Consider the following 26,630-nt stretch of genomic DNA (forward strand, 5'->3'; position numbering starts at 1 on the left):
ACTTTTTGTTATAACTAATAACTATAAAGAATAACGAGCCGAATGGCCTAAATGGATATCTTTTCTCTTTTCCGCTTATCAGTACAGAAAAGTATCTCAAGATTAGGCTACGCCTGCTCTAGACGCTTGCTACTCCCTGTTTAACCTCTTTGTATCATCTCATCTTACTTCTCTATTTTTGACTTTCGAATAGTCATCTACACTTATCACTTAGCTTCGAAAAGTAACACTTAGTTAATTTTATTTACCTTTAGATAACTTCATTATCGAATATGTGACTTTAATCATTTTATCGTAACTAATAATAGTGATAATCTCCGCGTGAATTTTGGTTAGACTCGGTTAATGGCGTCAGGAGCACTCTGCCTTCTGCCATGACTCAAATTTCATCCAACCTATCATTCCCAAAATAAAAACGTTCTCAAATCCTAATAATTATAATTTGCAGTGATGCAATATTTTACAGAGAAGATTTATGCAAAACATTATAAAACAACCACTCTATAAGATCCTTTATGTCCAAGTTATTGTTGCCATTTTATTTGGTATCGCACTTGGTCACTTTTTCCCTGATATTGGAGAATCCTTAAAACCACTCGGTGATGCTTTCATTAAAATTGTTAAGATGATCATCGCACCTGTTATTTTCTTAACCGTTGTTACTGGTATAGCCGGTATGAGCAATATGAAGGCGGTTGGTAGCGTTGCAGGGAAAGCGATGCTTTATTTCATCACTTTCTCAACCATCGCACTGATTATCGGCCTAATTGTCGCGAATATCATTCGTCCCGGTGCGGGGCTTAACATTGACCCAGCAACACTCGATAGCAGTAAAGTGGCAGGATATGTAGAAAAAGCCCATGAATCCTCTATTGTTGGCTTTTTAATGAATATCATTCCTGATACCGTTATTAGCCCGCTCGTTAACGGTAATATTCTGCAAGTACTGTTTATTGCCGTCATTTTTGGTTTGGCTCTTGCTGCAACGGGTAAGCATGGCGAGCCTATCGTTAAATTACTGCAAAACTTCTCAGAGCCTGTCTTTAAGATGGTTGCCATGCTGATGAAACTTGCTCCTATTGGTGCATTCGGAGCCATGGCATTTACTATAGGTAAGTACGGTATTTCTTCAATCGGCAACTTAATGATGCTGATTATGACCTTCTATATCACATCATTACTGTTCGTTCTGATAGTGCTTGGTGCTGTCGCTAAATATAATGGCTTTTCGATCATTCAACTGATCAAATACATTAAAGATGAACTATGGCTAGTATTAGGTACCTCATCGTCTGAAGCCGCATTGCCTAGCTTAATGAGAAAAATGGAACATGCAGGATGTGAAAAATCCGTAGTTGGCTTGGTTATCCCAACAGGTTACTCATTTAACCTTGATGGAACCAACATCTACATGACCATGGCCGCACTGTTTATTGCTCAAGCGACAAATATTGATCTGACTATTTGGGAACAAATCTCACTGTTACTGGTTGCAATGATCAGTTCTAAAGGCGCAGCAGGTGTGACAGGCGCTGGCTTTATTACCTTGGCAGCGACTCTAATGGTGGTGCCAAGCATTCCTGTTGCAGGTATGGCTTTGATTCTAGGTATCGACCGTTTCATGTCTGAGTGTCGTGCACTAACTAACTTAGTGGGTAATGCTTGTGCTTGTATCGTCGTTGCTCGTTGGGAAAAAGAGTTAGATACTGAAAAATTAGCCAATGCGTTTGCTGCAAAAGGCGAAAGCATTGATTCAATTATTACTGAAGAAAATTTTGATGTTGTAGCTGACCAACCAAAACCGGTGGATATTAGCAAAAAATAAGCAGCGTATTTGTTAACTGCAAATAAGTTGGTTACCGCTCAAGTCATTACAGCGCATATCATCTGCGCTGTAATCATCCATACGACTTTGAGTCGGTGTGTATTTTTTCAACATTAATCATTGCCCAAGTTCTTGCGATTATTGAGGTTCTCGTCAAACTTTCTAATCGCAACTTGGGCATTAATGCAATTTCTATCCGCAACTTAGGTTATTTAGGATGAAATTTATAATCCTAATGCGTATTTTAATGCGATTTTCTTCGCTTCACCGGCACGTTGAGCAGCCATAAGACCAAGATTTCTTAACATTTTCAAGCCGGGTAGCGTTTCACTAAATGCCATATAAAATGCATCCATCCCCGCTTGCATGACTAAGTTATCTGGCAAGCGTCGACGTTGATAGCGTTTTAATACCTCTACGGAAGACCAAGGTTCAAGGTACTCTTTTGCCTGTGTAACCACTTTCAGCAAAACATCAACATCTCGATAGCCTAGGTTAACCCCCTGTCCTGCCAGTGGGTTTATGGTATGTGCGGCGTCGCCAACCAACGCAAGCCCCTCAATCACATAACGATTCGCATGGTGGCGTGTCAACGGAAATGCGCCGGAAGCATATGCGGTGACTTTCCCTAAACGCTCAGGAAAAGCTTCCGTAATCGCCCCAGTCAGTTGCTCCATCGACATTGATTGTAATCGGCGGATTTTGGCTGGGCTGTCATACCACACCAGCGAGGCCCAATGATCATAAAGCGGTAAAAATGCCCGAGGGCCTGACGGGAAAAATTGCTGCCATGTCTTATCTTGCTGCGGCCCTGCTGTTTGGACGGTGATCAACATGCAAGACTGGCGATACTGCCAACCACGGCTGCCAATTCCTGCTAATTTACGTACTTGGGAGTTTGCGCCATCCGCACCGATGACTAATTTCGCTTGTAGCTCACGCCCATCATCCAGAGAGACTACCCACTCTTTTTGGCCTTTAGGTTGATAAAGATACAGTAATTGAGCGGGGCAAATACGTTCAAGATTGGCGTATTTTTCGCACTCCTGCCACAGAGCCAGCTGCAATATTCGGTTTTCTACCATAAAACCAAGTTCAGGCAACCCTAAGTCATGGGCGTCAAAAACAACGTTGCTCCCTTCTTCTTCCCATGTTTCAAGTTGTCGATAAGGCGCACTGCGCATTGCTTCAACATGTTGCCAAGCACCTAACTGTTTAAGTAAATCGACAGAGGAACGGCTAATGGCAGAAATACGGACATCAGGAGCACTATTGGCGTCAAAAGCGGTTGGCTCTGCTTTTTCCAGTAATGCAACTCGCATCCCTTCTTGAGCAAACCCAAGAGCCGCGGCGGCACCAGTCATACCCGCACCAACGACGACAACATCATAATATTCTGTTAATTTATTCATTACATTAGCTACTATTAACTATTTGATTTACGTAGTGTACCGAAAAATTGTTACGCTGACAGGGAATATCTCTTTCAGAGACTCTGGTCACTGATGCTGCAAATGAATACAATACAGGTTAATCTTGAAAAAAATAGGCGATAACCTGTCTTTGAGACCGCGTATTACATAGCCTTTGGGTACTAACTCAGGCTATTTTGGCATTTTTCATATCATAGAGTGATGTTTATGATCAAAAATGCGTGCGCCTTCCCAAAACGGGACAGGACTTTGGATTTATATCCATTATATTTCGAGCAGCTACGCATAAAGGCTCTATGCTCAAAGTATAACGGGTATACAACGCGTTTCGGAGTCCATTATACTAAGCCACTTCGAAAACACCGGATATAGACATGTCGACGAATAAAAAGTTATATATTAAAACATGGGGCTGCCAAATGAATGAGTATGACTCATCAAAAATGGCTTCATTATTAGAAAGCACCCATGGTTATCAGATCACTGAGATTCCAGAAGAAGCAGATTTACTGCTGCTGAACACGTGTTCAATCCGTGAAAAAGCACAGGAAAAAGTTTTCCATCAGCTTGGTCGCTGGAAATCGTTCAAAGATAGCAACCCTGATATCATTATTGGTGTCGGCGGCTGTGTTGCGTCTCAAGAAGGTGATTTTATCCGCCAGCGCGCACCAAGCGTCGATATTGTTTTCGGTCCACAAACGCTACACCGTCTCCCTGAAATGATTAATCAGGTTAAAGGAAGCCGTAGCCCTGTTATCGATATCAGTTTCCCTGAAATTGAGAAATTTGACCGTCTGCCAGAACCACGCGCGGAAGGCCCTACCGCTTTTGTCTCCATCATGGAAGGCTGCAATAAATATTGCACATTCTGCGTTGTTCCTTATACACGCGGTGAAGAAGTTAGCCGTCCTTGTGATGATATCCTGTTTGAAATTGCTCAATTAGCGGCGCAGGGTGTACGTGAAGTAAACCTATTGGGTCAAAACGTTAACGCTTATCGTGGCGCAACATTTGATGGTGAAATCTGTACTTTTGCTGAATTAATTCGTTTGGTTGCCGCGATTGATGGTATCGACAGAATTCGTTTCACGACTAGCCATCCAATTGAATTTACTGATGACATCATTGAAGTCTATGAAGATACGCCTGAGCTAGTTAGCTTCCTACATTTGCCAGTGCAAAGCGGTTCAGATCGTATTTTGACATTAATGAAACGCGCACACACCGCGCTTGAATACAAGGCTATCATCCGTAAATTACGTAAAGCACGTCCGGATATTCTCATTAGCTCTGACTTTATTGTTGGCTTCCCTGGTGAAACCAATGATGATTTTGAAAAAACCATGAAACTGATCGCTGATGTGAACTTCGATATGAGCTTTAGCTTTATCTACTCACCACGCCCAGGTACACCAGCCGCTGATCTACCCGATGACGTGAGCGAAGATGAGAAGAAACAGCGTCTCTATCTCCTTCAACAGCGCATAAACCAACAAGCAATGAGCTACAGCCGTGCTATGTTAGGTACGGTACAACGTATTTTAGTCGAAGGCCCTTCACGTAAAAACGTTATGGAGCTTTCAGGTCGTACAGAGAGCAACCGTGTTGTGAACTTTGAAGGTTCACCTGATATGATTGGCAAGTTTGTTGATGTAGAGATCGTTGACGTTTATGCCAATTCACTACGCGGTAAAGTGATCCGCACAGAAGACCAAATGGGCTTGCGCGTTCACGAATCACCCGCTTCTGTCATCGCACGTACTCGTAAAGAAGATGAGCTTGGTGTTGGTAGTTACCAACCCTAACGATAGGATACTCAGTGACCGATAAAAAACCGTTGCAAATCGCAACACAAGAAATCTTTCTAGAGCCCGCAGATAACCAACGCTTAATGAGCCTTTGCGGGCCATTTGATGATAATATCAAGCAACTTGAGCGTAGACTTGCGATTGAAATTAATCGTCGTGATAACCGTTTCAAGCTATCAGGCAAACCACTCAATATCCAAGCGGCCAGTAAAATCTTACGCCAATTGTATGTTGATACCGCTCCAATACGCGGTGTGATCCCCGATATTGACCCTGAGCAAATCCACCTTGCTATCTCTGAAAGCCGCGTATTAGAGCAGGCTGCCGATAGTATTCCAGATTATGGTAAAGCCGTTAATATCAAGACCAAACGTGGTGTTATCAAGCCTCGCACACCAAACCAAGCGCAATATATAGCGAATATTTTAGATCACGATATTACGTTTGGCATTGGCCCCGCGGGTACAGGTAAAACATACCTTGCCGTTGCAGCCGCCGTAGATGCTTTAGAGCGCCAAGAAGTACGGCGTATTTTGCTGACTCGCCCTGCTGTTGAAGCGGGGGAAAAACTTGGCTTTTTACCCGGTGACCTCAGTCAAAAAGTAGATCCTTATTTGCGCCCACTGTATGACGCATTATTTGAAATGCTAGGGTTCGAAAAAGTTGAAAAACTGATTGAACGTAATGTTATTGAGGTAGCACCACTGGCTTATATGCGCGGTCGCACCCTCAATGATGCTTTCATTATTTTAGATGAAAGCCAGAACACCACCATTGAGCAGATGAAAATGTTCCTGACCCGTATCGGTTTTAATTCAAAAGCCGTCATCACGGGGGATATTACTCAGGTCGACTTGCCTCGCGGTAATAAATCAGGCCTACGTCATGCCATTGAAGTGCTTTCTGATGTTGATGAACTTAGCTTTAATTTCTTCCACAGCGAAGACGTTGTTCGTCACCCTGTTGTCGCAAAAGTTGTTATTGCCTATGAAAAATGGGAAGAACAAGACAACAAACGCCGTCAACAAATTAGAGAAGAAAAAGAACAGCAAAAAGCGTTAGAAAAGCAGGAAATAATTAAATGAGTGAAGTCATTCTTGATTTACAGCTCGCTTGCGAAGAAACAACAGGGCTACCTGATGAAGCACTGTTTCAACGTTGGTTAGAAGCCGTACTCCCTAAGTTTCAACCACAAAGTGAAGTGACAATCCGCATCGTTGATGAAGAAGAAAGTCACCATTTAAACCTGACTTATCGGGGGAAAGATAAACCAACAAATGTGTTATCTTTTCCTTTTGAAGCGCCACCAGAGGTAGAATTACCTCTACTTGGCGATCTGATTATTTGTCGTCAAGTGGTTGAACAGGAAGCCATCGAACAGCAAAAAAGTGCCGAGGAGCATTGGGCGCACATGGTTGTACATGGCTGTCTGCATCTGCTTGGTTATGATCATATCGAAGACGATGAAGCAGAAGAAATGGAGAGCCTAGAAACGGAAATTTTAGCTGAATTGGGCTATGCTGATCCTTATCTTGCAGAAAAAGAATGACCCACGGTCTATTTTTATGTTAAATATTAGCTGAATAAGTCTAATCGCGTTTTTGGGAGTAAATACCATAGTTATCTCACGCCGTTGAATGTATATTTGGCAGAGTTAAAAACCTAAGCAATTGACTTATTTAGCTAAATTAACCATTATCATCAATTGAGGAATAATTAATAAAACGCCATGAGCGACGATAACTCTTCGAGTAGTGACAACCCTGGTCCTAAGAAAGGGTTCTTTGCACTATTAAACCAACTCTTCCACGCTGAACCTAAAAACCGTGGTGACTTGGTCGAGCTGATCCGTGATTCCGAGCAGAACGACCTTATCGATCCTGATACCCGTGACATGTTAGAAGGCGTCATGGATATTGCCGATCAGCGGGTACGTGACATTATGATCCCGCGCTCCCAGATTGTAACCTTAAAACGTAATCAAACTCTGGATGAGTGCCTTGATGTTATTATCGAATCCGCACACTCACGTTTCCCTGTCATCAGCGAAGATAAAGATCATATTGAAGGGCTACTAATGGCAAAAGATTTGCTGCCATTTATGCGTACAGACGCTGAGCCATTCAGTATTGATAAAGTGTTGCGCCAAGCGGTTGTTGTACCTGAAAGCAAACGGGTCGACCGGTTGTTAAAAGAGTTCCGTTCACTACGCTATCATATGGCTATTGTCATTGATGAGTTTGGCGGTGTCTCTGGTCTTGTTACCATTGAAGATATTTTAGAGCTTATTGTTGGCGAAATTGAAGATGAGTACGATGATGAAGATGATGTCGATATTCGTCAGCTAAGTCAGCACTCCTACTCAGTTAGAGCCTTAACCCAAATTGAAGACTTCAATGATGCGTTTGAGACTCACTTTAGCGACGAAGAAGTGGATACTGTCGGTGGCCTTGTTATGCAAGCCTTTGGTCATCTACCCTCTCGAGGTGAATCCATCACTATAGATGGCTATCAATTTAAAGTTGCCATGTCGGATAGCCGCCGAATTATTTTACTTCACGTAAAAATTCCAGATGGCGCGCCTGCACCAAACTTAGATGAAGAAAAGAGTTAATGAACTTAACGTTATACTATCAAAGTCAGTGGTTAAGACTACTACTGGCTTTCATTTTCGGAGCCAGTGGTACACTGGCTTTTTCGCCATTTGACCTCTGGCCTGCAGCTCTCCTTTCCATCCTATTTCTCCAACTACTGACCCTACAACGCTCCCCTAAACAAGCTTTTTCGATTGCTTTTGCATGGGGCTTTGGGCTATTTGGCTCGGGCGTTAATTGGGTGTATGTCAGCATTGCTGACTTTGGTGGAATGCCAGAGGTTGTTAATGTCCTATTGGTGATCCTGCTTGCAGCTTACCTTTCCCTCTACACTGGGTTATTTGGTTATCTACTCAGCAAATTCTTTCCCCAATCAACAATATGGCGATTAGTCTTTGCCGCTCCAGCCATTTGGCAGCTCACCGAGTTTTTACGAGGTTGGGTTCTTACAGGCTTCCCATGGCTTCAATTCGGTTACAGCCAAATTGATGGCCCAATGAAAGGCCTTGCCCCCATCTTTGGTGTAGAACTGATAACTCTAATATTATTTAGTATTAGTGGGTTACTCGTGCTTGCGTTGGTACGTCGCCGTATTACGCCGTTAGTCGCCGCTGCCGTACTACTTTTCGCTCCTTTAATCATCAAGAGCTATCAGTGGTATACCCCTCTGGAGTCAAAAACTACGGAAGTGGCGCTTGTACAAGGCAATATTCCCCAATCCATGAAGTGGGAAACAAGCTACTTACAAAAAATCAAAGATACTTATATTAAGCTTTCTAGCCCTTATATTGGCAAAGCTTCCTTAATTGTTTGGCCTGAATCCGCAGTGCCGTCAGTCGAATTAGATAACCAAGCATGGCTAAAATCACTGGACAAAATATTAGCTGAATCCCAGACCAAACTGATCACGGGTATTGTTGATGCCCGTCCTATTGACGGTGACTATCAGTTTTATAACACCATCATTGTATTAGGGGATACAACTCCCTATCTGTACCCATCAAAAAATCGCTATAACAAGCACCATTTAGTGCCTTTTGGTGAGTTTGTACCGTTAGAGGATATTTTACGCCCTATCGCACCATTATTTAATTTACCAATGTCAGGATTTAGCCGGGGCGATTATCAACAAGCTCAGCTTGCTGTAGGCAATATGCATCTAACAGCCGCCATCTGCTATGAAATTATCCTTGGAACACAGGTTCGCGATAATTTCCAACCTAATAGCGATTACCTCTTAACCATTTCTAACGATGCGTGGTTTGGTAAGTCGATTGGGCCATGGCAACATTTCCAAATGGCGCGCATGAGAGCGCTGGAGCTTGGTCGCCCACTACTTAGAGCTACCAATAATGGCGTCACCGCAATTATTCGAGCAGATGGTACCGTCCAAGCTAAGTTGCCTCAATTTACCGCTGCTACACTATCTGCATCTATTACCCCAACAACGGGGTTAACACCTTATGCACGCTGGAGTAATTGGCCAATGTGGGGCGTTGTTATCATATTTATGCTGATAGCCATATCACGAGGCCGCAGGTCAAAAACAAGTTCAGATAAATAACAAAAATCCCAGTCTTTGCATTAATTGCACACGACTGGGATTTTATTTTACATCGCCTAAATTTTATCATTTAACCAATCAATTGCCCTTGTACATCCGCAACGCTAATAGAAGCGATGCAACCTGCATTAAAATTTAAATAATCATCTTCAATGCCATCGGAAAAAATCACGCCATTTTCCGGCATCAATGATTCAAGTTGCAGCGGTGAATTCTCCTCAATCGCACCGAAAACAAATGAAGTTCCTGTTGTCTTACTAGGAAAAGGCTCCCTAACACTAAATTGAAGTCGCCTTTCTTGCCAAGAAAATCCTTGTGACAACGGGTGATGAGCTACCCCCATAACGGCTTGAGCACCCGCTAAAATCGATTGAAACCACCCTGTCGACCCTAAGCCTGTTGAAATAATGATCCCCGAGGAGGATTGAAATTCTTGTTCCCCATTCCATCTCATAATATAGCGTGCCGATGTGTGGGTTTTAGGGCCAATAAATAGATCATTAACCGCAAGTAATGTTTGCCCATCATTAGTTGTCGCCTGAGCAAAAGTCACCGTTCTACTTGGCATCTTTTCCTTTAACGTATTCAAAACGACTTCACGCAGTTGGCCTATTTCAAAAGGTAATAATTTGCCATCCCATCTTGCAGGATCAGGATTAATTGCGATAACAGGCTGACCATTTAAATATTTCAATGTATTTGCCACTAAGCCGTCTTGTCCTATCACAATCACAATATCACGAGCCGTAAATTGGTAGCTAGGCAGTAAAGAACGTTCTAACAATTGAAATCGCCCCATTGATTTCAGAACCGCCTCTGCTTGTACTAATTGTTTTTGATAGTGATCGTGCTCTTCAAGATAATCGTTTACCTCAACATGATTATGCTCTAAATAAAATTTGGCTTGCGGCCAAGTATTAAAACGTTCAATCAGTGCCTGTAACCGCGTTTTACGCATAATTAAAACAAAACGGACATCCTCTCCTCTTTTCATACTTTAGCTCCTTTTTTAAATATTTGGCTAAAGAGATCGGGGGATATATTCAACTCACCAATTTTCCCTGCATTTAGCGCTAATGATTCAAACGCCATAGCCATTAACTGCTCCGGTGCCATTTTTGCCAATGCCATCGCTTTTAAATTCTCGACAGGCAGTTCTCGATAAGCACGCATTTTCACCTCAATAGCGTAAGCATCCGCATCCGATTGAATTCGTTGGTTTTCAACGCTTAATGCCACAAGCTCATTACGTTTAGCTTCGGCATTGACTTGAGCGGCTAACTTTTCCTGCTCAATTTCAGCCTGTTCACGCAATAAATGACGTTCATTTTCTAAACGTGCTTCTTCAATTTGTTGCTGCTTATTTTGAACGGATAAATCGGTTTCCAGCTCGGCTTCCTTAAGCATACGCTCTTGTTCGACAGAAAACTTACGTCTCGCATAAATCGCATCATCGGCCTCTTTTAGAATCGATTCTCTCGCTTCTGCTTCAAGAGCTTTCAATGTTTCAGGTGATGGTGTAATGGCTGCAATCGAAACATCAAGAATATCGATGCCTAATGCTTGTAGCGCCGAATGTATCGATAACTGATTGGCGACCTCTGTGATCAATGTTTGACTTATCAACAATGCATCACGCATCGCAGTGCGTTGGATTTTTGCCTGAATTAAAGTCTGTGCACTACGCACAACCCTATCGCTTAATTTTAATGGGTCCTCAGACGCATACGAGCTGCCATCTTGAGTCAGGTTATAATTCAATACCTCTGCTGTTTTTTCCGGTTGGCTAATTCGAAATGAGATTTGCCCTTGAATACGCAAGCTTTGAAAGTCCGCCGTTTGTAAATTAAAAATAAACGGCGCTTCAAGCGCATTTAATGGTAGTGCCGCAATAGATGTTGTTGCTGAGTTATACCAAAAACTTAATCCCTTCCCTTGCTTAATCACTTTTCCGTTGACGGATTTAATAATGAAAGTCGAAGAGTCTGCTTTGAAATAATTAATATTAAACATAGTTAACCTCATTAGTGTCCTTATGACAATAATAAATTATTGTCTTATGGACACCAAGGTGTCAAGCATTAAGTGTCTTAATGACACAAATATTTTTTTAACGTATCATCGCCCTATTAACCATGAAATAGCTTAGTGGGTTGTCATCTCATGAATGAACAAGAATATTTATCTAAATACGATAGGAATGCATATCTTTCGCCGCTAGTGACGGTAGATGCGGTGCTATTTACTTACCATGAAGAGACGTTAAAGGTTCTCCTTGTTGAGCGTGCAAATCATCCAGATAAAGGGATGTGGGGGCTACCTGGCGGGTTTATCGATGAAGAGCAAGATAGTACTCTTGAGCAAGCTATCTTGAGAAAGCTAAAAGAAAAAACGGGCGTCATTCCCCCCTACATTGAACAGCTTTGTACTGTCGGTAACCATTTTCGTGATAAACGAGGTTGGTCTGTCACCGTTTGTTATACAGCCCTTATCGCCTATCAGGCATGTCAGCACTACATTGATAGTGTCGGATCAGCAAAATGGGTCGCTATCAGCGACATTGAAAACATGTCATTAGCCTTTGACCACTCAATGCTTTATCAGCAAGCACGAGAGCGATTAAAACAAAAATCACTCTATTCTATTGTTCCCGGCTTTGCCTTACCTGAAGTCTTTACTTTGACAGAGCTGCAACATGTGCATGAAGTATTAATCGGCAAAACATTGCAAAAAAAATCTTTTCGCCGTCGCTTAGAGCAGGCTGATTTACTGATTGATACAGGAGAAAAACGGCAAGAAACAGGCCGACCAGCTAATTTATATCGTCTGAAACCTGAGTCAGCTGATTACCGTTTTATTCGTAATTTAGAATTTTAACCCTGATGGGTAAAACAAAGGCCCCCTTGAAACATATCTTCAAGAGGGCCTGAAATAGCCTAGCGAGAAATTAACTAAAAAGAAGCCATCCACATACGTGTTTTTATTCCCCAATAGCTTGTATAACCACTGGTAAAACTGACCATTTTACCGTTATCGATGATCATAAAGGTCGGTGTGGCACTAATGCCAACCTGATTCGCAAGCGAGCCTTGTGTATCATTGATTGCTGGGAAATTTAGCTCTTTTTTCTCCATCCCTGATAACAGACGTTCACTATTGCCAGAACGTATTGCCACAGAAACAACGGGAACACCGGCCTTAGCTAAGTCGGCTACCGTTGGAGAGGTTATTTTGCAAACCCCACACCATGTCGCCCAAAAATAGACTAAAACAGGTTGTTCTTTACTCAACTCTGCTAATGATACGGTTTCACCCGTCGCAAGTAATTGCGGCTCAAGCAAAATAGGTGCTAGGCTTTCAGGTTTACGCCAAAAATCCATTACGGTAAAGACGACGAACAAGATCACCACCAACCCAATAATTTCTTTTGACCACTTTTTCAGTCTAGCCATATTTACCTTATTTCACTTTTGCTAATTGCTCTTTAACAATCATTTCTAATTGTTGAGCATCTACAGCACCTGGGATCATTTCTTCACCAATGAGTGTTGCAGGTGTACCATTAACCCCTAATTTTTCAGCTAACATCATGTTAGTGCGAATAGTTTCTTCGCTCTTATCATTAGCGACTAATTTTTCATTACCTGTCGCTTTCAACGCCTGTTTGATGTTTTCTTCAGTTAACATCCCTTGCTTTTGCATAAATTTTTGATGCAGTGCTTGGAATGCTTTTGGATCTTTTTCCCACAATGTCAGAACCAGTTGAGAAGACTCCAGCGATGTTTTGCCTTTAAATGGCAGAGGTTTTATCACCACAGCAACATCAGGGTATTTCTTCACAATCTCTTCAAGCTGTGGATCAAAACGCTTACAGAATGGGCAGTTATAATCGGTGAAGTTAACCAACACCAGTTTTGCATCTTTGGCACCCAGTCGTGGGCTTGCTGGATCATTAAACAGCTTATCGTGCTCGGCTTTAATCGTTGCCTTCATTTGAGCTTGCTGTTTTTCACCTTGCTTAGCCTGTAGTGCAACAATCGCTTCTTCTAAAATTTCAGGGTTTTCAACCAAGGTATCACGTACCAACTTACGCACTTGTGCTTCTTGGTCAGACGTTAATGGAGCCGCATGAGCAGTTGCACCTAGCATTAGCGACGAGAACAGAACAGCTACAATTGTTTTTTTCATTTTTCGGCTCCTTTGGCCTCATTCATAATTGATAATAAAACTTCACGATCAAGTATCGTTGACAGTATTTCACCCTCAGCCAACCTAGGGCCATAAATTTGATTAAATGGCACAGCCACCTGCCCACGTTTTTGTAAAAATGCGGTAATTTCTGGTGATGGCTTAGTCCAGTCACCTCTTAATGCGACCACATCTGGTTCATTCAAGAGTTGCTGAACATCATCTCTTAGCAATACATTATATTTATTTGCTTTACAGGTTACACACCAATCTGCCGTAACATCAATAAACACTCGCTTATTTTCTGACAGAGCCTGTGTAATCGCTTCCTCACTCAGAGGTTGCCAATCCACATTATCCTGAACAAGGGTTCGACTTCCTGTCGTTTGCTCCATCGTTGCCCAAACAAAGCCACCTGTTAATAATGCAAACAGGACAAACGAAATTGCCGCAGTGCGTAAACTGAATTTTTTGCCAATGAAAACCACCAGCAAAAGCAAAAAGACGATCACAATAGCTAAGGCAGCCATTTCACCAAAATGAGGGATCAGTAAGCTAATTAACCATAGACATGACAATAGCATCATCACACCTAAAACCACTCTCAGTTTACTCATCCAAGCCCCAGGTTTTGGTAACAGCCGAGAAATAGCAGGGAAAGCGGCGATTAATAGCCACGGCAAACTCATTCCGATACCCAGTGCCGTAAAGACTAACCAGAGTTCTCCTATCGGAGCCGCTAGTGCGAACGCCACTGCTGTGCCCAAAAATGGTGCAGAACAAGGGGTTGCCAATAAGGTTGCAAACACACCTTGCCAGAAATGCCCACTGTTACCTTGACCACCCGCAGTCGCTAAACGAGTGCTCGCTTTACTTCCTAGATGGATCTCAAACAAACCAAATAGGTTAGCCGTAAATAATGCTGTCACTAATACCATAAACCCAATAAACCATGGGTTTTGGAACTGGATCCCCCATCCAACAGCTTGTTGCCCAACGCGCAACAGGGTCATTAATAACGCTAATAGCCAGAAAGAGACTAAGATCCCTGAAGAAGAAAGCAAAAATTGCCGACGGATGGTTTTCTGCTCCCCTTGCGGTACCATCAAGACCGAGCCTAACTTCATCGCGAGAACCGGCAAAACACAAGGCATAAGGTTTAAAATCAAACCACCTAGTAACGCAAAGGCCAAAATCTGCCAAAGAGGTATCGCACCGCCAGCATTATCCTGCTGAGTAGCGCCAGTAAAAGGTGTGATTTGCGCTGTTACCTGTTGTGAAAGCGCGCCATCCGTCACCACAAAAGAGAACGGTTTTCCTGTCAGGTCTGGCGCTTTATCTCCCCAATCATCACTCACCGCAACGGTCGCCGTCAGCTTGTCACCCGATAAACGAATATTTGGCACACCTAGCGTGGTTCCTTCTGGTGTATCAGTAAAAACCCCTGCTTTTTGGCTCCACGGCTCGCCAGCCACTTTTTGTAATTCAAGAACGAGTTTGTCACCATCAAACCCGACATTATGGTTTTGCACTAGCCCCGCTGTAGGAGGAATACGCCCCATCGCTTGATTAAATGCCCACTCAAAATTCTCAGGCTCAGGTTCAGTCAAATCGAGCTCGAAAGGATAATCCGTTAAAATACAGACATTGCTACAGGTGGAAAGTGTTAAAACTCCCGAAAGTTTATCTAGTTTTTCATCGGCATTAACGACGATAGGAAAAACAACGTCTCCCATATAACCTTGAGTTGAAATACCTGCAACATCAAAACGACCAGGGGCTGGCCACTGCCAATCCATATCTGTTACTGGTGATTTCCAATTGATTTCCGGCGCAATACCGCCTTCTCCTGGAGAACGCCAATAGGTTTTCCAACCATCTTGTAGTTGTACATCCAACAATAAAGCAACCTTCCCATCTTTTTGGGAAGCACTTAACAATCTTACTTGAGCATGGTCATTATGTTTATCTGTTAGCCAGCCAGTATCAGCTGCCTGTAGCATTCCCGAAAATAAGGCAGATAAAATAATTAACGCATTAATTAAAAAACGCATAATTCCTCCAGAATAAAATACACCAACAAGCTGAACGTGATGGTGTTCTAATCTCGAAGATTGCAATATTGTAAATGGAGCCTAACTCTTGGTGGGGGATGTTTATCCTCACGCTTAGCTCTGCGTGAAAATAAATGAGAGTAAAAAATACCTAACGCAGTGATAGAAAGGAAAACAAAAAAGAGAGGTTCAATAGCAGCAGGACTTAATGTCAGTAGTGATTTTGCACTCAATTCACAAGAAGACAATTGCGCGCTTTTTTCACTCGAAACAGCCGTTTTAAACACCATAGACTGACCATTGGATTGCATTTGCACGACAGGGTCTTGAGGCGAAAAATGGGCGAAAAGACGCTCTCCAACGGCTCTTTGATTAATACAAAGTAAAACCATCAGACAGGCGAGTACTACTAATCCTTTGCCTAATTTGAGTTGCCTGTTCATGCGTGTCTCTATTTCTTCGTCCTGAAATCACACTGTTAAATAATGATAAGTTAATTCAATATTTAAATTTAACCAATTTAATCAAGGTTACATCTTACACAGCAAACGACTCGGTACAAGTAGCATGAGCTAACTTTACAAACCCAATCCTATTTACACCCCTAAAGATAAAAATTGGCATACAAGATGCATTATACCCACTAGCAACAGGAAAATGAGATTATTTTTCACACTAGTGGTGCATAAATACCCTTTTTAGGAAAGTTTTCCCAGTAATAGTGCAACAAATTAGGAACTGCCCAAATAATATGCGAGATAGCTCCCGATTTTGAAACAATTCATTTTCATTGTTTAACATTTTTCTTTAATTTTTAACAATATTAAAACATACAGCAGGTGATCGTGGTATTGATAGCATCCACGAAACATCAGCAAGCACAACAAACGAGATAAATCTCCGATCTTAGAAAGGAGCTGTAAATATGCGTATGAGCAAGATTGTATTATCGATGATGGTGCTAGGAGCAACTTGTGCCGTTCAAGCAGAAGAACTAACAGGTACTCTAAAAAAAATTAACGACAATGGTGTGATTGTTGTTGGCCACCGTGAGTCATCCGTTCCATTTTCTTACTATGACAACAACCAAAAAGTGGTCGGCTACTCTCAAGACTACTCCAATGAAATCGTTGATGCGGTTAAAAAGAAACTCAACAAACCTAATCTCGAAGTTAAGCTTATCCCTATTACATCACAAAACCGTATACCGCTATTACAAAATGGTACCTATGATTTTGAGTGTGGTTCAACGACCAATAACTTAGAAAGACAAAAACAAGCTGCGTTTTCAAATACGATTTTCGTAGTAGGTACTCGTCTACTTACTAAAAATGACTCTGGAGTCAAAGACTTCGCCGACCTCGCGGGTAAAAACGTCGTTGTTACCTCTGGAACAACGTCTGAAATTTTGCTCAATAAACTTAACGACGAAAAAAATATGAAAATGCGCATTATCAGTGCAAAAGATCATGGTGACTCATTCCGTACCCTTGAATCTGGCCGCGCTGTCGCCTTTATGATGGATGATGCGTTGTTAGCAGGTGAACGTGCAAAAGCGAAAAAACCAGATATTTGGGAGATTGTAGGCAAACCGCAAACAGAAGAAGCTTATGGCTGTATGCTACGCAAAGATGATCCTCAGTTTAAGGCGTTAGTCGATGAAACTATCGCGAAGGCACAAACTTCTGGTACGGCTGAGAAATCATTTGACCGTTGGTTTAACCAACCTATCCCACCAAAAAATCTTAACTTGAAATTCACGTTATCAGATGAAATGAAAGAGTTGTTCAAATCACCTAATGACAAAGCACTTAACTAAATAAAAAGACAAACAGGGTGTTACTGAAGTGGGATTTGCAAGGCGGTCGTTCCCCGCCTTGCACTTTCTCACCAGTAGTAGGGTCAATCTAAATTGCCCACAGGAAGTAGAATTATGTCAATCAATTGGAATTGGGGGATTTTCCTACAGGAAGCCCCATTTGGGAATACCACCTATTTAGGTTGGTTATTATCTGGCTTAGAAGTCACTGTCGCACTTTCTATCTGTGCTTGGATCATTGCTTTTCTGGTCGGCTCGTTCTTTGGTATTTTACGTACCGTGCCTAATCGCTTTTTAGCGATGATAGGAACCGTTTATGTCGAGCTATTTCGTAATGTCCCTTTAATTGTTCAATTTTTTACTTGGTATTTAGTGATCCCAGAGCTGTTACCCCGTTCTATCGGCGACTGGTTCAAAATGGACTTAGATCCTAACTATCAATTTTTTATCTCTTCAACACTGTGCCTTGGTTTATTTACCGCCGCCCGTATGACTGAACAGGTAAGAGCGGCAATACAATCATTACCAAGAGGGCAAAAAAACGCTGGTCTCGCTATGGGGCTGACCTTGCCACAAACTTATCGCTATGTGCTTTTACCCAATGCGTATCGTGTCATTTTGCCACCAATGACATCCGAGATGCTTAACTTAGTGAAAAACTCGGCGATAGCTTCCACTATCGGCCTCGTTGATATGGCAGCCCAAGCAGGTAAGTTGCTTGATTATTCTGCCCATGCTTGGGAATCATTCACTGCGATCACGCTTGCCTATGTCGGCATCAATTTGATCATTATGCTGTTAATGAATTTGTTAGAACGTAAAGTTCGCTTACCCGGCACATTAGGAGGGCGATAATATGTTCTATGAATTTGATTGGAGCTCCATCGCCCCAAGTTGGCCATTTCTTCTTGATGGGTTAGTCGTCACCGCTAAAATTACCATTACGGCTATTGTCGTAGGGATATTGTGGGGAACGGTTCTCGCCGTGATGCGTCTATCTACTTTTAAACCTATCAGTTGGTTCGCTGCACTGTACGTAAATACGTTCCGCTCTATCCCATTAGTCATGGTATTGTTGTGGTTCTATCTGATTGTGCCTAACTTAGTCCAAAATGTTCTAGGCATATCACCAAAAAGTGATATCCGTTTAATTTCAGCAATGGTAGCCTTCTCGCTTTTTGAAGCCGCCTACTACTCTGAGATTATTCGAGCAGGTATTCAGAGTATTTCACGAGGCCAAGCATCTGCCGCACTTGCACTGGGCATGACGCATATGCAAACAATGAGGTTAGTCATCTTACCTCAAGCCTTTAAAGCGATGATCCCTCTGTTATTAACACAAGGCATTGTGCTATTTCAGGATTCATCATTAGTTTATGTACTGAGTTTGACGGATTTCTTCCGTACGGCAACCAATATTGGTGAGCGTGATGGTACACAAGTAGAAATGATATTGTTTGCAGGTTTCGTGTACTTTATTATCAGTTTCGGCGCTTCAATGCTGGTGAATTATCTTAAGAAAAGGACTGTTACATGATTACCCTGAAAAATATCTCTAAATGGTATGGCCAGTTTCAGGTACTCACAGACTGTACAACTGAAGTCAAAAAAGGCGAAGTCGTGGTTGTCTGTGGACCATCAGGCTCTGGTAAATCCACATTAATAAAAACAGTGAATGGCCTTGAGCCAGTTCAACAGGGTGAAATTTTTGTAAATGGTATCCAAGTCAATGATAAAAAAACTGATTTGGCAAAACTTCGCTCTAAAGTTGGCATGGTATTCCAACACTTTGAGCTATTCCCGCATCTTTCTATTATAGAAAATTTAACACTGGCTCAAGTAAAGGTGCTAAATAGAAATAAAAAAGAGGCTGAAGCAAAAGGGTTGAAATTACTCGAACGCGTTGGGCTAGCAAGCCATGCAAATAAGTTTCCTTCCCAGCTTTCGGGTGGGCAGCAGCAGCGTGTGGCAATTGCTCGAGCCTTGTGTATGGATCCCGTTGCAATGTTATTTGACGAGCCAACATCAGCACTTGACCCTGAAATGATCAATGAAGTGCTTGATGTTATGGTCGAATTAGCAAACGAGGGTATGACTATGATGGTCGTTACCCACGAAATGGGTTTCGCTAAGAAAGTCGCTAACCGTGTGATTTTTATGGATGAAGGAAAGATTGTTGAAGACAGTAAAAAAGAAGACTTTTTTGCTAATCCGCAATCTGATAGAGCTAAAGATTTCCTCGCGAAAATACTGCATTAATTATTGCAAGCCATAGGGAGAGACTACCTCTCTATGGCTGCCCCCTGCACGACACTCTTATACCTTTCTATTTTGTTTTATCTAAATATTTGTTGCCCGACAATACATACAGATATAGATTAAAAACCCAATTAATATCAATCTAATAATCTAAGCCTCATGATGAAAAATGATCAACAAATAACAATTATCCCTTTACAAGACGATACGGTTCTGGATGTTTCTGCCTGTAATTTTAATGTGATGATAACTGATGAGTTACTCCATCCCTATGACGATATAAACAGGAAAAAAGCGATTAAGCCCTACCTAAAGGATTATCATTTCTCTCCAGAGCAGTGGTTGAATGAACAAGAAAGTTTAGGTGTTTTATATGTTGCGAAATTGGGGGATAAAACGATTGGCTATGCCTGTGCAAGTCTTTGCTGGAATGGAATGGCTCAACTTGATGAATTGGCCATCGATGAGCCATATAGAGGTAAAGGTATCGCCAAACAATTACTAGAAAAAATTGAAGCTTGGGCAACCGACAATGGTTTACATCACATCAGATTAGAATCTCAATCTACGAATACCACAGCCGCTAAGTTCTATCACAAACACGGTTTTCGCATTCATGGTTATGATAAAGCGCTCTATTTATGCACGGAAAATGCCCATGAAGTCGCATTATTTTGGTATAAGACATTATAAACATTAGCGTTCAATGTTTACTTTTATAAATAAGTTGACCAACAACACCTCCCTCTCTTTCGGAAGATGTCTTCCATCCATCACATTGACCGATGCAAAATCAAAGGGAGAGACACCTTCAATGCAAGCAACCTTTACTCCATACTCTTGTGGGGTTGAGCGTCTTTGATGAAAAGTATAAATTCCGCAGATTGAATAAAAAGAGGGCGGCTTGCTTTGTGTTAAAACGATATTCCGTTAGTTTATCTTTTCCTTCTAAAATAGTGTCTCTGACAAGAGCGCAAAGATTACGATTGCCCCACGCATTCGGCAAAAAGGGCAGTGACATCTTCTTGCTGTGTTATATCTATCAGTCAACGCAACCTTAAATTTCACTGTACCACAATGGCTCTGAACTTGTTTTTCAATCACAACGCCCTCCCTAATAGCATAGGCAAAAATGAAATCAGTGGATTAAGGTACTCAAACAACTCAAATAGGTTTTGTTAATTGATATAATTTATTGATGCTTTTTTATGTTTCTAGGGGATCTTTGCACTTTAGTGCTAATAAAATAGAGTGAATAAATACCCCTCCCTATGTATTGCCCAATATTTGCTGGCTTTTTGAGTTTTTTTGCGTGAAACACTACCAATCTTACTGTTTTTTAGTTAAGTTTGATGCTCATCGGAATAAAATATTCTGACACCGCCCCCCAAAAACAATATCCAGCTTTCCCCGTCGGTTCAGCTAATCAACTATTGTTGTTTTAGGGTAGGATCCGCTATGCTATGCGGATCTAACTTATAGAAAGACATTAACGCTACTGAGTAGCATTTATTCACCATAGGATTATCGGTGCCATGCAAGAACAATATCGTCCAGAAGATATAGAGCCAAAAGTACAGCGTCACTGGGATGAAAAAGCCACATTTAAAGTGACAGAAGACAACAGCAAAGAGAAATACTACTGCCTGTCCATGCTACCTTACCCTTCTGGTCGACTACACATGGGCCATGTGCGCAACTACACTATGGGTGATGTGATCTCCCGTTATCAACGCCTATTAGGTAAAAACGTTTTACAACCAATCGGTTGGGATGCGTTTGGCTTACCTGCTGAAGGCGCGGCTGTCAAAAATAAAACAGCACCTGCACCATGGACCTATGCCAATATCGATTACATGAAAGGCCAGTTAAAAATGCTGGGCTTTGGCTACGATTGGGATCGCGAAGTTACCACTTGTACGCCTGAATACTATCGTTGGGAACAATGGTTCTTTACTAAGCTCTATGAAAAAGGCTTAGTCTACAAAAAAACCTCTGCTGTAAACTGGTGTCCACATGATTTAACCGTACTCGCCAACGAACAGGTTATCGATGGCTGCTGCTGGCGCTGTGATACGCCCGTCGAGCGTAAAGAAATTCCTCAATGGTTTATTAAAATCACCGATTATGCTGAAGAGTTGCTAAACGATCTTGATAAGCTTGATGATTGGCCTGAGCAAGTCAAAACCATGCAACGTAACTGGATTGGGCGCTCTGAGGGTGTCGAAATCACCTTTAACGTTGCCGATCGTGATGACAAATTAACCGTATATACCACTCGCCCTGATACTTTCATGGGTGCAACTTATGTGGCGGTTGCTGCGGGTCACCCATTAGCACTCGAAGCCGCAGAAAAAAATGCCGAATTAGCCAACTTTATCGATGAATGCCGTAATACCAAAACAGCCGAAGCTGATATGGCGACCATGGATAAAAAAGGGATGCCAACTGGCCTTTATGTTATTCATCCACTCACCCAAGAAAAATTACCTATCTGGGTAGCCAACTTTGTGTTGATGGAATATGGCACCGGTGCGGTGATGGCTGTACCTGCTCACGACCAACGTGACTGGGAGTTTGCCCATAAATATAACCTGCCACTAAAAGTGGTTATTGCCGACGCTGAAGGCAATGAGCCTGATATTTCTCAAGAAGCGATGACTGAAAAATTTGCACTGATCAACTCAGGCGAATTTAGCGGCTTAGATAATACCGCTGGCTTCAATGCTATCGCAGACAAATTAGTCGCTATCGGCGTGGGTCAACGTAAAGTGAACTACCGTTTACGTGACTGGGGTGTTTCTCGCCAACGCTACTGGGGCGCACCAATTCCAATGGCAACATTAGAAGATGGCACAGTTGTTCCTGTTCCTGAAGATCAACTGCCAGTGATTTTGCCAGAAGATGTCGAAATGGACGGTATCACCAGCCCAATTAAAGCGGATCCAGAATGGGCGAAAACCACCATCAATGGTCAGCCAGCTTTACGTGAAACCGATACCTTTGACACCTTTATGGAGTCATCTTGGTACTATGCTCGTTACACTTGCCCTCAATTTGATGAAGGCATGTTGGATCCGGCTGCTGCGAATTACTGGTTACCAGTGGACCAATACATTGGTGGTATTGAACACGCCATCATGCACTTAATGTATTTCCGTTTCTTCCACAAATTGATGCGTGATGCAGGTCTAGTCAACTCAGATGAACCAGCAAAACGCCTATTATGTCAAGGTATGGTACTGGCAGATGCCTTCTACTATACCGGCAGTGATGGTCAGCGTGTTTGGGTTTCGCCAAGTGATGTCACTGTAGAGCGCGACGACAAAAACCGTATTATCAAAGCCGTTGATACCGAAGGACATGAGCTGGTTTATACTGGCATGAGCAAAATGTCTAAGTCGAAAAACAATGGTATTGACCCACAATTGATGGTTGAAAAATACGGTGCCGATACCGTGCGCCTATTTATGATGTTTGCGGCACCACCAGAGCTAACCCTTGAATGGCAAGAGTCTAGCGTCGAAGGGGCAAACCGTTTTGTCCGTCGTGTATGGCGTATCGTTCATGAGCACTCACAAAAAGGGGCAACTCAGCCGCTTGATGTCAGCACATTAACGACAGAGCAGAAAGACTTACGTCGCGACTTACATAAAACCATTGCTAAAGTGACTGATGATTTTGACCGTCGCTATGCGTTTAACACCGCGATTGCCGCTATCATGGAGTTCATGAACAAATTAGTTCGTGCACCACAAGAGACCGAACAAGATCGTGCATTGATGCAAGAGTCACTTGAAGCGATCACCTTGATGCTGTCACCTATTATTCCACATGCATGTTTCGAAATGTGGAAAGCATTAGGTCACACCGATGATGTCGATTTTGCAAGCTGGCCTGTCGCTGACGAAAAAGCCATGGTTGATGACACTAAATTAGTCGTTATCCAAGTTAATGGTAAAGTGCGTGGTCGTATCACTGTACCTGCTGATGCAGTGCAAGACTTTGTGTTAGATATGGCAACAAAAGAGTATAGCGTCTCGAAATACCTCGAAGGCGTTACTATTCGTAAAGTAATTTATGTACCAGGTAAATTACTAAACTTGGTTGTTGGCTGATAAGGAGGCCAGGTGCGCTATCTGATAACTTTATTACTGAGCCTGTCGGTGCTAGTCACCGCAGGTTGCGGTTTTCGCCTTCAAGGAACGACACAGATCCCTGAGGAACTGAAGACGTTACAGTTAAGTTCTAATGCACCTTATAGCTCTCTAACCAGAGCCGTTAGGGAGCAACTCAGACTCAATAATGTGACGCTTGTTGAAAATGGCAGCGCTGATATCCCAATTTTAAAAATTACGGGATCGTCAGAAAAAACAGAAACCGTATCGATTTACCAAGATGGTAAAGCGGCAGAGAAACAATTGACCTTTGTGCTCAATGCTCAAGTCATGATGCCAAATGGTTCGGTTTACCCGTTACAAAGCCAAGTTGAGCGTACTTTCTTTGATAACCCATTAGAAGCTCTTGCAAAAGATGCTGAAAATGAATTGGTTAAACAAGAGATGCGGGAACAAGCAGCGCGGATATTAGTCCGTAAACTGTTAATTGTTCATACTGCCGAACTTGAGAAAGCTAACGCTAAAGCTGTTGTTCCTGTTGTTGAACCATAATGATCCGTATCTATCCTGAACAGTTGGCCTCTCAGTTACAAGAGTCTCTGAGAGGCCGCTATTTAATCTGGGGCAATGAGCCCCTATTAATTCAAGAAAGCCAAGATGCCATCCGAAAAACGGCTCAAACTCAAGGGTTTGAAGAGCATTTCACCTTTTCACTTGAACAGCACACTGATTGGGACGAAATATTCAGCCTCTGCCAAGCCCTGAGCTTATTTACAAGCCGTCAATCACTGACGTTGATCCTGCCAGAAAATGGCCCTAGTGCTGCCATGGCGGAAAAGCTGATTCAATTATCTCAACTTCTTCACCCAGATATCCTGCTATTGCTTCGCGGGCAAAAACTCACCAAAGCACAAGAAAACAGTGCTTGGTTTAAAGCTATCAGCCATGAAGCTGTCTATATCAGTTGTCTAACGCCTGAATATCAGCGCCTACCTCAATGGGTTGCAAAACGGGCGCACAATATGCAGCTCTCTTTAGAAACAGAGGCCAACCAACTCCTTTGCTACTGTTATGAAGGGAATTTACTCGCGTTGGCACAAGCACTTGAGCGATTATCGCTACTCTACCCCGATGGTAAATTAACCTTGCCACGTGTCGAAACTGCCGTGAATGATGCTGCACATTTTACGCCATATCATTGGGTTGATGCCTTATTAGCCGGCAAATCACGGCGCGCTTGGCATATTCTCGAACAGCTTCAACGTGAAGATACTGAAACAGTCATCCTCTTACGGGCTATCCAACGTGAATTAATGCTACTACTGACATTAAAACGCCAATCGGTTACCACGCCATTAAAAACCTTGTTTGATCAGCATAAGATTTGGCAAAGCCGCCGACCATTATTGAGCGCAGCATTACAACGTCTAAGCTTACATCAATTACAATCCGCACTTTTGTTGCTAACACAAGCAGAGCTACATGCCAAACAAGACTTTAGCCACTCGGTGTGGCCTGACCTACAATCCTTGTCTATGTTAGTATGTACCAAAGCCTTACCAGAGAGTTTTATCCATGACCTTTAAGACCAAAGGCCTTCAAGCGTTATTTGGTGGGACATTTGACCCGATACATTATGGCCATCTACACCCAGTAGAAGCATTAGCCAAGCAAGTTGGCTTACAAAAAGTGATTTTGTTGCCAAATCATGTGCCGCCGCACCGACCTCAACCAGAAGCTAGCCCAGCTCAACGATTAGACATGGTACGTCTAGCGATACAAGATAACCCGCTGTTTACCATCGATACCAGAGAGCTTGAGCGTAATAGCCCATCCTACACGATAGAAACCTTAACCTCATTACGTACTGAGATGGGGCCAGAGCAGCCGTTAGCATTCATTATTGGTCAAGATTCGTTATTGTCGATCCATACATGGAATGGTTGGGAACAGCTGTTGGATAAATGCCATTTATTAGTTTGCTCACGCCCCGGTTATGCGACCAATTTCAGTGAGCCGCAAATGCAAGCATGGTTAAAAAAACACAGAACAGAGGATACCAATAAGCTGAGCCAAGCACCGAACGGGTATATTTTCCTTGGTGATACGCCACTCATTGATATTTCAGCCACCGAAATCCGTCATAGCTTAAGTGCCGGCCATCTAAATGATGATTTGATCCCCGCTTCTGTCATGGCTTATATCAAACAGCAGCACCTCTATCAAAATTGAAGTAATGCTCTGATTTTTTCACATCCCGGATATGGTGATAAGTAAAGTTGCTCACTGATATAACTATCAGGGTATTGAGTGAGCAACTGCAATATCATCGATAACGGATTATTAATAGAAAGATAACCCGCTTGATAATCATTGATTAGCCACCCCAAACGGACTTTTTCATCTCTTGTCGCTTTATATTTAAAATAGCCTTGTATATGTTGAAGCGCATTGACTTGTAACTTGCGAGCTGGTGTTGTGGCTAAAATATCCAGTAGTTGATAACGATATTGGGTGTAAACCTCAGTGAGTTCGCTATTTTTTTGAATACCCGCCACAAATTTACCTGTTGCTTTATATCCCTTCGGGGAATAAGCCATCAATAAATATTTATGACGACTGTGAAAACAAATAATTTGGTGGTGCGTTAAATTCTTAGCTAATTGCGTTAATCGATATCCGGTATACAGTTGAATAAGAAACCGATCGAGATGCTCTGGACATGACCATTCATGCGTAGTTAACAGTGGTGTGTTTTCAGGAAGTTGTTCAAGGAGTTGCTGACGAGCTCCCTCATCACAAATTACCCCTTGATATGCAAACTTTATCTCTGTCAGGGCCGTAATGGGAATCAACTTAATATGTGACTCCGTTAATGAGGTGATATCCTCGGCAGGAAATTCAACATCCCCAAACAGAACAACATTAAACATTATTGATTCCACGCATGACTCCTTTGCTTTGTGAG

General features: G+C 42.3%; 25 protein-coding genes and 1 pseudogene. 16 read left to right on the forward strand and 10 right to left on the reverse strand.

The features are described from left to right. Positions 1–475: 475 nt before the first annotated feature. Positions 476–1,825: a dicarboxylate/amino acid:cation symporter gene (locus PR833_RS03800; protein ID WP_004917663.1), complete on the forward strand. Its 1,350-nt coding sequence runs from the start codon at positions 476–478 to the stop codon at positions 1,823–1,825. Between the two features lie 12 nt (positions 1,826–1,837). On the opposite strand, the gene PR833_RS20390 is transcribed toward PR833_RS03800, so the two are convergent. Both PR833_RS20390 and ubiF read right to left on the reverse strand, forming a co-directional pair. Further along, on the reverse strand, positions 1,838–1,939 hold the full coding sequence (locus PR833_RS20390; RefSeq protein ID WP_219725107.1) for a DUF3289 family protein: 102 nt from the start codon (positions 1,937–1,939) through the stop codon (positions 1,838–1,840). Positions 1,940–2,049: 110 nt separating this feature from the next. Continuing rightward, entirely contained in the window at positions 2,050–3,237 is a 1,188-nt protein-coding gene (gene ubiF / locus PR833_RS03805) for a 3-demethoxyubiquinol 3-hydroxylase (RefSeq protein WP_053110333.1), read from the reverse strand. Between the two features lie 395 nt (positions 3,238–3,632). On the opposite strand from ubiF, the gene miaB reads away from it, so the two are divergent. The 5 genes from miaB to lnt all read left to right on the forward strand — a co-directional run bounded on the left by miaB (position 3,633) and on the right by lnt (position 9,224). Next, the gene (miaB, locus tag PR833_RS03810) at positions 3,633–5,063 is read left to right on the forward strand and encodes a tRNA (N6-isopentenyl adenosine(37)-C2)-methylthiotransferase MiaB (protein WP_004917657.1); all 1,431 of its coding nucleotides are present in this window, start codon (positions 3,633–3,635) and stop codon (positions 5,061–5,063) included. A gap of 86 nt (positions 5,064–5,149) precedes the next feature. Further along, entirely contained in the window at positions 5,150–6,151 is a 1,002-nt protein-coding gene (locus tag PR833_RS03815; RefSeq protein ID WP_223854883.1) for a PhoH family protein, read from the forward strand. Continuing rightward, a complete protein-coding gene (gene ybeY / locus PR833_RS03820; RefSeq protein ID WP_004917654.1) occupies positions 6,148–6,615 on the forward strand; it encodes an rRNA maturation RNase YbeY in 468 nt (155 codons plus the stop codon). Before PR833_RS03815 ends, ybeY begins: the two co-directional genes overlap by 4 nt. 180 nt (positions 6,616–6,795) lie before the next feature. Further along, positions 6,796–7,680, forward strand: coding sequence for a CNNM family magnesium/cobalt transport protein CorC (corC, locus tag PR833_RS03825; RefSeq protein WP_014657724.1), 885 nt, complete (start codon positions 6,796–6,798; stop codon positions 7,678–7,680). Next, a complete protein-coding gene (lnt, locus tag PR833_RS03830; protein ID WP_004917650.1) occupies positions 7,680–9,224 on the forward strand; it encodes an apolipoprotein N-acyltransferase in 1,545 nt (514 codons plus the stop codon). The genes corC and lnt overlap by 1 nt, the downstream gene beginning before the upstream one ends. A 70-nt stretch (positions 9,225–9,294) precedes the next feature. On the opposite strand, the gene PR833_RS03835 is transcribed toward lnt, so the two are convergent. Both PR833_RS03835 and PR833_RS03840 read right to left on the reverse strand, forming a co-directional pair. Beyond that, positions 9,295–10,218: a sugar kinase gene (locus PR833_RS03835; protein WP_040132903.1), complete on the reverse strand. Its 924-nt coding sequence runs from the start codon at positions 10,216–10,218 to the stop codon at positions 9,295–9,297. Next, positions 10,215–11,237 (reverse strand): SPFH domain-containing protein, encoded by a 1,023-nt coding sequence (locus PR833_RS03840; protein ID WP_014657721.1) that lies wholly within the window; start codon positions 11,235–11,237, stop codon positions 10,215–10,217. Before PR833_RS03840 ends, PR833_RS03835 begins: the two co-directional genes overlap by 4 nt. A 150-nt stretch (positions 11,238–11,387) precedes the next feature. Between PR833_RS03840 and PR833_RS03845 the strand changes: the two genes are divergently transcribed. Next, a complete protein-coding gene (locus PR833_RS03845) occupies positions 11,388–12,101 on the forward strand; it encodes an NUDIX hydrolase (RefSeq protein ID WP_004917646.1) in 714 nt (237 codons plus the stop codon). Between the two features lie 74 nt (positions 12,102–12,175). Here PR833_RS03845 and PR833_RS03850 read toward each other — a convergent pair whose 3' ends face one another. Genes PR833_RS03850 through PR833_RS03865 form a run of 4 tightly spaced genes read right to left on the reverse strand, consistent with a single transcriptional unit; the run spans position 12,176 to position 15,909 of the window. Further along, a complete protein-coding gene (locus PR833_RS03850) occupies positions 12,176–12,676 on the reverse strand; it encodes a protein disulfide oxidoreductase (RefSeq protein ID WP_272525894.1) in 501 nt (166 codons plus the stop codon). Between the two features lie 7 nt (positions 12,677–12,683). Further along, a complete protein-coding gene (locus PR833_RS03855) occupies positions 12,684–13,412 on the reverse strand; it encodes a DsbA family protein (protein ID WP_004917644.1) in 729 nt (242 codons plus the stop codon). After that, positions 13,409–15,466, reverse strand: coding sequence for a protein-disulfide reductase DsbD family protein (locus PR833_RS03860; protein ID WP_272525895.1), 2,058 nt, complete (start codon positions 15,464–15,466; stop codon positions 13,409–13,411). Before PR833_RS03860 ends, PR833_RS03855 begins: the two co-directional genes overlap by 4 nt. Positions 15,467–15,513: 47 nt before the next feature. Continuing rightward, positions 15,514–15,909: a hypothetical protein gene (locus PR833_RS03865; RefSeq protein ID WP_040132901.1), complete on the reverse strand. Its 396-nt coding sequence runs from the start codon at positions 15,907–15,909 to the stop codon at positions 15,514–15,516. Positions 15,910–16,391: 482 nt separating this feature from the next. Here PR833_RS03865 and PR833_RS03870 point away from each other — a divergent pair, with 482 nt between their 5' ends. The 5 genes from PR833_RS03870 (at position 16,392) to PR833_RS03890 (ending at position 20,237) form a co-directional block, all read left to right on the forward strand. Next, positions 16,392–17,285, forward strand: coding sequence for an amino acid ABC transporter substrate-binding protein (locus PR833_RS03870; RefSeq protein WP_014657717.1), 894 nt, complete (start codon positions 16,392–16,394; stop codon positions 17,283–17,285). A 114-nt stretch (positions 17,286–17,399) separates the two neighbouring features. Next, positions 17,400–18,140: an amino acid ABC transporter permease gene (locus PR833_RS03875; RefSeq protein ID WP_004917640.1), complete on the forward strand. Its 741-nt coding sequence runs from the start codon at positions 17,400–17,402 to the stop codon at positions 18,138–18,140. Position 18,141: 1 nt separating this feature from the next. Continuing rightward, positions 18,142–18,822: a glutamate/aspartate ABC transporter permease GltK gene (gene gltK, locus PR833_RS03880; protein WP_004917639.1), complete on the forward strand. Its 681-nt coding sequence runs from the start codon at positions 18,142–18,144 to the stop codon at positions 18,820–18,822. Beyond that, the gene (locus PR833_RS03885; protein WP_004917638.1) at positions 18,819–19,544 is read left to right on the forward strand and encodes an amino acid ABC transporter ATP-binding protein; all 726 of its coding nucleotides are present in this window, start codon (positions 18,819–18,821) and stop codon (positions 19,542–19,544) included. The genes gltK and PR833_RS03885 overlap by 4 nt, the downstream gene beginning before the upstream one ends. A 159-nt stretch (positions 19,545–19,703) precedes the next feature. Continuing rightward, positions 19,704–20,237 (forward strand): GNAT family N-acetyltransferase, encoded by a 534-nt coding sequence (locus PR833_RS03890; RefSeq protein WP_036943465.1) that lies wholly within the window; start codon positions 19,704–19,706, stop codon positions 20,235–20,237. Positions 20,238–20,247: 10 nt separating this feature from the next. Here the strand turns inward: PR833_RS03890 and PR833_RS03895 are convergent. After that, positions 20,248–20,648: pseudogene (locus PR833_RS03895) on the reverse strand (GFA family protein). Positions 20,649–21,079: 431 nt separating this feature from the next. Here PR833_RS03895 and leuS point away from each other — a divergent pair. Genes leuS through nadD form a run of 4 tightly spaced genes read left to right on the forward strand, consistent with a single transcriptional unit; the run spans position 21,080 to position 25,894 of the window. Next, the gene (gene leuS / locus PR833_RS03900; protein ID WP_004917635.1) at positions 21,080–23,662 is read left to right on the forward strand and encodes a leucine--tRNA ligase; all 2,583 of its coding nucleotides are present in this window, start codon (positions 21,080–21,082) and stop codon (positions 23,660–23,662) included. 12 nt (positions 23,663–23,674) lie between these two features. After that, entirely contained in the window at positions 23,675–24,214 is a 540-nt protein-coding gene (lptE, locus tag PR833_RS03905; RefSeq protein ID WP_014657715.1) for an LPS assembly lipoprotein LptE, read from the forward strand. Continuing rightward, positions 24,214–25,248, forward strand: coding sequence for a DNA polymerase III subunit delta (gene holA / locus PR833_RS03910; protein ID WP_014657714.1), 1,035 nt, complete (start codon positions 24,214–24,216; stop codon positions 25,246–25,248). Before lptE ends, holA begins: the two co-directional genes overlap by 1 nt. Continuing rightward, a complete protein-coding gene (gene nadD / locus PR833_RS03915; RefSeq protein WP_036943458.1) occupies positions 25,238–25,894 on the forward strand; it encodes a nicotinate-nucleotide adenylyltransferase in 657 nt (218 codons plus the stop codon). The genes holA and nadD overlap by 11 nt, the downstream gene beginning before the upstream one ends. On the opposite strand, the gene PR833_RS03920 is transcribed toward nadD, so the two are convergent. Beyond that, a complete protein-coding gene (locus PR833_RS03920) occupies positions 25,885–26,607 on the reverse strand; it encodes a YbgA family protein (protein WP_272525896.1) in 723 nt (240 codons plus the stop codon). The two genes, nadD and PR833_RS03920, sit on opposite strands and share 10 nt — an antisense overlap. Positions 26,608–26,630: the final 23 nt, after the last annotated feature.

The sequence above is a fragment of the Providencia sp. PROV189 genome (assembly GCF_028480065.1).
GTDB classification, from domain to species: Bacteria; Pseudomonadota; Gammaproteobacteria; order Enterobacterales; family Enterobacteriaceae; genus Providencia; species Providencia stuartii.

Excerpts from the sequence above, each read along its gene's own strand:
- PR833_RS03800 (WP_004917663.1), top strand. The coding sequence starts at position 476 with ATGCAAAACATTATAAAACAACCACTCTATAAGATCCTTTATGTCCAA.
- PR833_RS20390 (WP_219725107.1), bottom strand. The coding sequence starts at position 1,939 with ATGTTGAAAAAATACACACCGACTCAAAGTCGTATGGATGATTACAGC.
- ubiF (WP_053110333.1), bottom strand. The coding sequence starts at position 3,237 with ATGAATAAATTAACAGAATATTATGATGTTGTCGTCGTTGGTGCGGGT.
- miaB (WP_004917657.1), top strand. The coding sequence starts at position 3,633 with ATGTCGACGAATAAAAAGTTATATATTAAAACATGGGGCTGCCAAATG.
- PR833_RS03815 (WP_223854883.1), top strand. The coding sequence starts at position 5,150 with ATGAGCCTTTGCGGGCCATTTGATGATAATATCAAGCAACTTGAGCGT.
- ybeY (WP_004917654.1), top strand. The coding sequence starts at position 6,148 with ATGAGTGAAGTCATTCTTGATTTACAGCTCGCTTGCGAAGAAACAACA.
- corC (WP_014657724.1), top strand. The coding sequence starts at position 6,796 with ATGAGCGACGATAACTCTTCGAGTAGTGACAACCCTGGTCCTAAGAAA.
- lnt (WP_004917650.1), top strand. The coding sequence starts at position 7,680 with ATGAACTTAACGTTATACTATCAAAGTCAGTGGTTAAGACTACTACTG.
- PR833_RS03835 (WP_040132903.1), bottom strand. The coding sequence starts at position 10,218 with ATGAAAAGAGGAGAGGATGTCCGTTTTGTTTTAATTATGCGTAAAACG.
- PR833_RS03840 (WP_014657721.1), bottom strand. The coding sequence starts at position 11,237 with ATGTTTAATATTAATTATTTCAAAGCAGACTCTTCGACTTTCATTATT.
- PR833_RS03845 (WP_004917646.1), top strand. The coding sequence starts at position 11,388 with ATGAATGAACAAGAATATTTATCTAAATACGATAGGAATGCATATCTT.
- PR833_RS03850 (WP_272525894.1), bottom strand. The coding sequence starts at position 12,676 with ATGGCTAGACTGAAAAAGTGGTCAAAAGAAATTATTGGGTTGGTGGTG.
- PR833_RS03855 (WP_004917644.1), bottom strand. The coding sequence starts at position 13,412 with ATGAAAAAAACAATTGTAGCTGTTCTGTTCTCGTCGCTAATGCTAGGT.
- PR833_RS03860 (WP_272525895.1), bottom strand. The coding sequence starts at position 15,466 with ATGCGTTTTTTAATTAATGCGTTAATTATTTTATCTGCCTTATTTTCG.
- PR833_RS03865 (WP_040132901.1), bottom strand. The coding sequence starts at position 15,909 with ATGAACAGGCAACTCAAATTAGGCAAAGGATTAGTAGTACTCGCCTGT.
- PR833_RS03870 (WP_014657717.1), top strand. The coding sequence starts at position 16,392 with ATGCGTATGAGCAAGATTGTATTATCGATGATGGTGCTAGGAGCAACT.
- PR833_RS03875 (WP_004917640.1), top strand. The coding sequence starts at position 17,400 with ATGTCAATCAATTGGAATTGGGGGATTTTCCTACAGGAAGCCCCATTT.
- gltK (WP_004917639.1), top strand. The coding sequence starts at position 18,142 with ATGTTCTATGAATTTGATTGGAGCTCCATCGCCCCAAGTTGGCCATTT.
- PR833_RS03885 (WP_004917638.1), top strand. The coding sequence starts at position 18,819 with ATGATTACCCTGAAAAATATCTCTAAATGGTATGGCCAGTTTCAGGTA.
- PR833_RS03890 (WP_036943465.1), top strand. The coding sequence starts at position 19,704 with ATGATGAAAAATGATCAACAAATAACAATTATCCCTTTACAAGACGAT.
- leuS (WP_004917635.1), top strand. The coding sequence starts at position 21,080 with ATGCAAGAACAATATCGTCCAGAAGATATAGAGCCAAAAGTACAGCGT.
- holA (WP_014657714.1), top strand. The coding sequence starts at position 24,214 with ATGATCCGTATCTATCCTGAACAGTTGGCCTCTCAGTTACAAGAGTCT.
- nadD (WP_036943458.1), top strand. The coding sequence starts at position 25,238 with ATGACCTTTAAGACCAAAGGCCTTCAAGCGTTATTTGGTGGGACATTT.